This window comes from Clostridium cuniculi, from assembly GCF_004353185.1.
In the GTDB taxonomy this organism is placed as follows: domain Bacteria; phylum Bacillota; class Clostridia; order Clostridiales; family Clostridiaceae; genus Clostridium; species Clostridium cuniculi.
Genome location: NZ_SMUS01000034.1, coordinates 39061 through 45189, shown reverse-complemented (window position 1 = coordinate 45189; position 6129 = coordinate 39061). Strand labels below are relative to the sequence as shown.

The following is a 6129-nucleotide window of genomic DNA, read 5'->3' as shown; positions in this document are numbered from 1 at the left end:
ATTTTATTGCTATAATTTTAAAGGGACTTATACTAAAAAAAGAATATAATAAAGCAGAGAATATTCTTTTTGAAGAAATAGAAAAAAATAAATCAGATCAAATGTACAAAATTGCTCTTGATTTTTACGAAACATTATCAGAAAAAAGTAATGAAGAATTACTAGCAGGAAATTTTTCAAAAGATGAAATTTTTCAAGGACTAAAAGATATAGAAGCTATTTTTAAAAAATAGAATAAAATATAGTTATGAAAATACCGTATTATTCTAAATAGGATATACGGTATTTAGTATTTTTATAACAAAATAAATTTGATTTATATATTTTTTGCATTTTAATTAAATATAATTTATATTTAATTATATAAATGAATTAAGAAGAGGTAAATTATGAGATACTAAGCAGCAATGAAATACATAACAGAGGTTGGGAATTTTGGGTCTAATTATGGATTAGAAAGAACTCATAAATTATTAGAATATCTAGGTAATCCAGAAAAAGATTTAAAGCTTATACATATTGCAGGTACAAATGGTAAGGGTTCTACAACCTCAATGATAACAGAAATTTTAATGGGGGCAGGATATAAGGTTGGAATGTATACATCTCCATTTATTGAAGAATTTGAAGAGAGAATTCAAATAAATAGACGAAATATTCCTAAAGAAACTTTAGCTAATTTAATAGATGAAGTTAAAGTTGCTGTAGATAGAGTTATAGAAGAGGGATATAATCATCCTACAGAATTTGAAATAATAACTGTTTTAATGCTTTTATACTTTAAAAAAGAAAAAATAGATTTTGGAGTAATAGAAGTAGGATTAGGAGGAAGACTTGATTCAACTAATGTTATTATACCAATACTTCAAGTTATAACATCTATAAGTTTTGATCACACTAATTTATTAGGAAATACTTTAGAAGAAATAGCAGGAGAAAAAGCCGGAATTATTAAGAAGAATATTCCTACAGTAATATACCCACAAGAAGAAGAGGCTTTAAAAGTAATAAAAAATAAATGCGTAGCTATGGAATCAGACCTTTACACTGCAGATAAAGATAATATGAAATTTGTTAAGGTAGTAAATGAGGATAAGCCATATCAGTTATTAAAATATAAAGAAGAATTTGATATATTTCTTCCTTTATTAGGAGAACATCAAATACTTAACTTAAGTGTTGCAATGAAAGTTATTGAAGTTTTAAATAATAGGAAAATAGTTAATATAACTACTGAAAGTATTATAAAAAGTATAAAAAATGTTACTTGGAAAGGAAGATTAGAAGTTTTATTAAATAATCCTTATGTTGTTATTGATGGTGCACATAATATACAAGGAATAAAAACATTAAGTAGAAATATAAAGAAATATTTTAAATATGAAAATTTACATTTAATTTTAGGAATTTTAGCTGATAAAGATGTTGAAGAAATGGTTAAAATAATAACACCTATGGCAAAACAAGTATATGCAGTTACTCCAAATTCAATAAGAGCCGAACTAGCTGATGACTTAAAAAATGAAATAGTTAAATATAATGCAAATTGTAGAGCATTTGATGAATATGAAGAAGCTTATTTAGAAGCCCTAAAAAATGCCAAAGAGAATGATATTATATTGGCTAGTGGTTCATTATATATGATTGGAGATATGAGAAAAATAATTAATAAACTTTTAATTAAGTAAAGAGTCGCTTTAGCGGCTCTTTTATTTTTAAGTGATTAGAAAATATTTTAAAAAATATACACTAAAATAAAATACTCTTAAATGATGATAAAACAAAAAAACTAAAATTTTAGACTTATTGAAAAACTGATTATTTACTATTATTAAAGAATATACTATACTAATAAATAATAAAATAAAGGAGGTAATGTTTATGTCAAAGCATTTACATATTATGGCACCAGAGGGAGCTATAGCAGAAACAGTATTATTGCCAGGAGATCCATTAAGAGCTAAGTTCATAGCAGAAAACTTTTTAGAAGATGCAGTTTGCTATAATGAAGTTAGAGGTATGTATGGATATACTGGAACTTATAAAGGGAAAAGAGTTTCTATACAAGGAACTGGAATGGGATTACCTTCACATTCAATTTATGTAAATGAATTAATTCAATTCTATGGAGCTAAAAGACTTATAAGAATAGGTTCAGCAGGTTCTTGTAATGATAATGTTAATGTTAGAGATATAGTTCTTGCTCAAAGTGCTTCTACTAATTCAGGAATTAATAAAAGAAGATTTAATGGTCTTGACTATGCACCAAGTGCTAATTTTGATTTATTATATAATGCATATAATGTAGCAAAATCAAAAGGAGCTAATGTTAAGGTAGGAAATGTTTTATCAAGTGATTTATTCTATGATGATACAAATCATTTTTCATTAAAGACTTGGGCTGATTATGGAGTTTTAGCGGTGGAAATGGAAACTGCAGAATTATATACATTAGCAGCGAAAAATGGTGTTGAAGCATTATCTATATTAACAATATCAGATCATATTTTTAAAGGTGAAGAAACATCACCAGAGGAAAGACAAAATACTTTTACAGAGATGATGGAAATAGCATTAGAATTAATTAAATAGATTTAAAAATGACAAGCAAAAGCTTGTCATTTTTTTAGAATAATATTAATTATTATTGTTTTTATATTCTATTAAAGCTTTTGATAATTGATCAGGGCAAGAAGTTCCTTTTCCTCTGCAATCAATACCTTGTAATTTTTGAATTGCATCATCAATATTCATACCTTTTACAAGCATTGAAATACCAAATAAATTACCTGGACATCCTCTCACAAATTCAACATTTTCAATAACGTTATCTTTAATTTCTACATGTATCTCTGTAGAACAGACTCCTGCAGTTTTATAAACAAACATTTTTACTCCTCCTAATAAGTAATAATTTACTTTTTAATTATATATTGAGTTTGTAGAAAAATAAAGAAAAACAAGAAATAATGCAATAGTAGCCAATTTATTGAAAGCTGCATATATTAAAATACATAGAAGTTTTAAGGGGGTGTAGTTAATGAGTTCTATTGTTTTATGCAATACAGGTGCAGATTCACTTTCTAAAATTGATTTAGATACATTTGAGGTAAAAAAAATACTATTTAAATTTTCTGAAAGACCAGTTGGACCTCATGGTATAAGAAAATATGGTAATGAGATTATAACTGCAAATAATTACAGTGATTCTATATCTATTTTTTCAGGTGTAATTTTTGAAGAAATAAGAAATATCAAGATCGGACCTAAACCTAATGATTTAGTTAAAGTGGGGAATACAATTTATACAATTTGTGGAGAATCAAATGCTATAGTTGCTTATGATTTAAATCAAAATAGGGTGTTATGGGAGCTTAATATAGGTAATTGGCCTCATAGTATTGATTATTTTGATGAAAAAGGATTATTATTTGTATCAAATTTAGAAGAAAATTGCACTAAAATTATAAACTTAGAAAATTATCAAATTGTTAAAACCCTCTTAACTCCGGAGTACCCTACAAAAGTAAAAATATCAAATGATAAAAAATACATTTATATATGTGAGAGCTATTTAGGTAGTGATGATAATGGATATTTAGATGTTTTTTCTATAGAAACATTTAATAGAATAGCAAGAATTGAAGTGGGAACATCTCCAATTGATATGTATGAAGATGATAAAAATATTTATGTTTCAAATTTTACAGAGGGTAGTATAAGTATAATTGATAAAAATTCATTTAAAGCTGTTAAAACATTATATATAGGTGGAATGCCAAAAGGTATTTTAAAAAAAGATAATAAAATTTATATAGGGGATTATTTAAAGGGAAGATTGATTGTTGTTGAGGGAGAAAAGGTGAAAAAAATCATAGCAATCGAGTCAGAACCCAATGCTATGATTTTATTTTAGTTTTCATCAGAAAAAAGTACTTGAACTATTTTAGTATAAATATCTGAAGGATTTTCTTTCCATCTATTGCAAAGTGATGTTGCTTGCTTTTTAGTTGGAACAGAAATTTTTAGATCTATAAGTAGTGTTTCATCCTCAAGAGCTTTTAAATCAACAATAAAAGAATTGTTCTTTTCTATAGTGTAATCACTATGAATAGTTAATTCTTTTTTTATACTGTCTATTGTTTTGGAGATATAATTATCGATTATATCTCTTTTTATTGGAGAAATTCTATCATTAAATATTGAAAGAACATTTTCTCCTTTTGTAGTTATAGTTATTAATTTTTTATCATTCTTTTCAATATATTCAACAAATTTAGCTGTTTCTAATTCGCTAATATATTGTTGAAGAGTAAAGTAATTAATAAAATTATTTTCAAGAATTATTTCAGTAAGTTGTGTTTTAGAAATCGCTTGTCTTAAGGATTTTATAACGTATAATACTAAAAGTTTATTTTCTGCTAGTTCAGCTGAATTTTCGTACATATTAAACCTCCAATATGAAAGTGTCTATTTAATTATAACATAAAATTTGTTAGATGGAATATTGTAGTCATAATATTATAAATTAAGAATATAAATTAATAAAAATTAAGTTTAGGAGCAATGCAATGAAATTAAGTAAAAGAATTAATATTAATATTTTTATAATGTTTATGGTTATTATTGTATCTATAATTTATAGTGGTAAAATTCAAAATACAATAGCAAGTCAATCTAAAAAGGTTCCCATATATAGAGTCTCAACTGAAGAAAAGAAAATAGCATTAACTTTTGATGTGAATTGGGCGGAAAATGAATACATATACGATATATTAGATGTACTGAATGAAAATAATGCAAAAGGAACTTTTTTTATTATGGGTGGATGGGTAAATTATTCTGATGAGAATAGGGAAAAACTAATGAAAATAAATGAAGGTGGACATGAAATAGGAAATCATAGCTATATACATCCTAGTTTTACTAAAATTAGTCATGAAAGAATGGCTGATGAGATAAAGAAAACTGAAGACATTGTTTATGCTGCAACAGGTAGTAAAATTAAGTTATTTAGATTTCCAAGTGGAGATTATAATGAAGATGCTTTAGAGTATGTCCGAAGTTTAGGTTATGAATGTATTCAATGGGATGTTGATTCAATAGATTATAAGCAATCAGGGGCAGAAGTTGAATACAATAGAGTAATGAAAAATATTAAAGAAGGATCAATAGTTCTTTTTCATAATAATGCAAAATATACACCTCAAAATTTAAAAAAAATTATCACTAAATTAACTGAAGAAGGATATGAATTTGTTACTGTAAGTGAGTTAATTTATGATGATAATTACTATGTAGATGAAAAAGGTGAACAAATAAAAAAATAAATATTAGAAAAATATTGAAAGTTATGAGGTATTTGTATTATAATGGAAATAAATCCTTGATATTTTTATAACAGCAATAAGAATTTTTATTAATTACTAAGGGAGAGAGGGGTAAAGATGGACAATTTGATGTTAAATAACAAGATTTATCTTGAAGGAAAAATTGTAAGTGGTATGGAGTTTAGTCATGAGATGTATGGGGAAGGTTTTTATACTTTCTTAATGGAGGTAACAAGATTAAGTGATTCTGTAGATTTATTAAACATCACAGTATCTGAAAGACTTATTAGTAATATGGATTTATCAATAGGTAAAGAAATAGTAGTATTAGGTCAACTAAGATCTTATAATAAGTTTGTAGATGGAGCAAATAAGTTAATATTAACAGTTTTTGCTAGAAACATAGAACCATGCATAGAAAAGAGTAAAAATCCTAATGAAATATTCTTAGATGGTTATATATGCAAAGAGCCAGTATATAGAAAAACACCATTTGGAAGAGAAATTGCAGATGTATTATTAGCTGTAAATAGAGCTTACAATAAGTCAGATTACATTCCAACAATCGCGTGGGGAAGAAATTCAAGATTCTGCCAAACATTGGAAGTTGGTGATAATATTAGAGTATGGGGAAGACTACAAAGTAGAGAATATCAAAAGAAGATAAGCGAAACTGAAGTAGTTAAAAAAGTCGCTTATGAAGTATCAATTTCTAAGATGGAAAAAGTATCTGCAGAAGAAACATCACAAAACACTAATACTAACCATGAAGAAGGTGCAGTATAAAAAAAAGGACTCC

At 26.0% G+C, this 6129-nt stretch carries 8 protein-coding genes; 6 read left to right on the top strand and 2 right to left on the bottom strand.

Translation table 11 applies throughout. The features are described 5' to 3' along the window. The 3 genes from EJJ37_RS20345 to deoD form a co-directional block, all read left to right on the top strand. Positions 1-233: DUF6483 family protein (locus EJJ37_RS20345; protein ID WP_166484788.1), on the top strand; the 233-nt coding region annotated here is incomplete at its 5' end. Between the two features lie 174 nt (positions 234-407). Then, positions 408-1688, top strand: coding sequence for a bifunctional folylpolyglutamate synthase/dihydrofolate synthase (locus EJJ37_RS15340; protein WP_133016404.1), 1281 nt, complete (start codon positions 408-410; stop codon positions 1686-1688). A gap of 193 nt (positions 1689-1881) precedes the next feature. Then, entirely contained in the window at positions 1882-2592 is a 711-nt protein-coding gene (gene deoD, locus EJJ37_RS15335) for a purine-nucleoside phosphorylase (protein WP_133016403.1), read from the top strand. 45 nt (positions 2593-2637) lie between these two features. Here the strand turns inward: deoD and EJJ37_RS15330 are convergent, their stop codons facing one another. After that, the gene (locus tag EJJ37_RS15330; protein WP_133016402.1) at positions 2638-2889 is read right to left on the bottom strand and encodes a TIGR03905 family TSCPD domain-containing protein; all 252 of its coding nucleotides are present in this window, start codon (positions 2887-2889) and stop codon (positions 2638-2640) included. Between the two features lie 151 nt (positions 2890-3040). Between EJJ37_RS15330 and EJJ37_RS15325 the strand changes: the two genes are divergently transcribed. Continuing rightward, a complete protein-coding gene (locus tag EJJ37_RS15325) occupies positions 3041-3916 on the top strand; it encodes a YncE family protein (RefSeq protein WP_133016401.1) in 876 nt (291 codons plus the stop codon). Here EJJ37_RS15325 and EJJ37_RS15320 read toward each other — a convergent pair. After that, on the bottom strand, positions 3913-4446 hold the full coding sequence (locus EJJ37_RS15320) for a DUF4364 family protein (protein ID WP_133016400.1): 534 nt from the start codon (positions 4444-4446) through the stop codon (positions 3913-3915). The two genes, EJJ37_RS15325 and EJJ37_RS15320, sit on opposite strands and share 4 nt — an antisense overlap. A 125-nt stretch (positions 4447-4571) precedes the next feature. Between EJJ37_RS15320 and EJJ37_RS15315 the strand changes: the two genes are divergently transcribed. Further along, complete coding sequence (locus EJJ37_RS15315; RefSeq protein ID WP_133016399.1) at positions 4572-5330, top strand: polysaccharide deacetylase family protein; 759 nt, start codon at positions 4572-4574, stop codon at positions 5328-5330. 117 nt (positions 5331-5447) lie between these two features. Then, positions 5448-6116 (top strand): single-stranded DNA-binding protein, encoded by a 669-nt coding sequence (locus EJJ37_RS15310; protein WP_133016398.1) that lies wholly within the window; start codon positions 5448-5450, stop codon positions 6114-6116. Positions 6117-6129: the final 13 nt, after the last annotated feature.